This is a genomic window from Acinetobacter sp. ESBL14, from assembly GCF_036668815.1.
Lineage (GTDB): Bacteria > Pseudomonadota > Gammaproteobacteria > Pseudomonadales > Moraxellaceae > Acinetobacter > Acinetobacter gyllenbergii.
Window position 1 is genome coordinate 1 of record NZ_JAZEVS010000024.1, and the last position, 1,074, is coordinate 1,074.

Genomic DNA, 1,074 nt, shown 5'->3' on the forward strand with positions numbered 1-1,074 from the left:
TATGTACCTCCAACGAAAAAGGTATCTACACTTAGATACCTTTCAACTTTTTAATCTATCAAAATTATTTTATTCACAAAAACTTTAATCTCAGATCAAATTTACTCCATAATTCTTTTTCTATTTCTTCAATCCAGTCAATTACCAGGTTTTCTTTGGGATTGGAGCTATACCATATTTATTAGCTCCTTTCTCCCCACCTTTAAATAAGCAATATAATCCTGATACTATGCCTACCAGAGGAACAAAACTTAATAATATAAACCATCCAGATAGACCTATATCATGCCACCTTTTCACTTGTATAACGACAGTAGAGTATAAGCAGACTAATAAACCTGCATAAATTACAGATATATTTTTTACTAAAAAAATTAAAATTAAAAAAATAGCCAAAATACTTAACAGAGCAAGGAAGTATGGAAGCCTAGCTACTCTCCCATTAAAATTAAATAGAAAATCAAACATAAAAAACCTTCAAAAATTAAAAACGGTACTTATAAAAACTTATTTTTTAAATAACTTAGACCAAAAACTTTTTGGCTTCCAGTTCGGATCTAAAAAGTCATAATGGTAGTCATAGTGATCCAATGGTTTTACTGGCATTAACTCCATGGGAACAAGCGGATTATCTATTTCAATTTCTAGACCATTCATCCACGCAAGCTTAGTAAACATGACTGGGTGATGCGACCAAATCTCACCATTAAATTCTTCAACGAGATGCTGATTTAAATATTTGTGTATTTTAGGTTGCAAAAACTCATTAATTATCTGCTTTGCAGCATTTTCATCTTTATTTTGCAAAGCATCATAGAAATCAATTTCCCATACTTCAAAGTTTTTAGGATTTTTAACTTTTTCATGAAATATTTCTTTCATTTGATTGACCATATTCCAATCTTGTCGCAAAACCGCTTGGAATCTTGCAACATTAAAACGCCCTTCCTTTGGATAATTAATTGCTTCTAACAATGATTTATGATGGTCATTATCATTTACTGTTGTCAATGTGCTATAGATTTTTATTAAATCTACATTATCAGTTAATAATGGAAATATAAAAGCATGTGG

Annotated in this window: 2 protein-coding genes; both read right to left on the reverse strand. The window is 30.1% G+C overall.

The features are described from left to right. Nucleotides 1-141 precede the first annotated feature (141 nt). Nucleotides 142-468, reverse strand: a complete 327-nt coding sequence (locus V6E90_RS21425) for a DUF805 domain-containing protein (RefSeq protein WP_332606401.1) — start codon at nucleotides 466-468, stop codon at nucleotides 142-144. A 39-nt stretch (nucleotides 469-507) separates the two neighbouring features. Continuing rightward, nucleotides 508-1,074 (reverse strand): immunity 49 family protein (locus V6E90_RS21430; protein ID WP_332606402.1); only part of this gene is annotated, 567 nt, incomplete at its 5' end.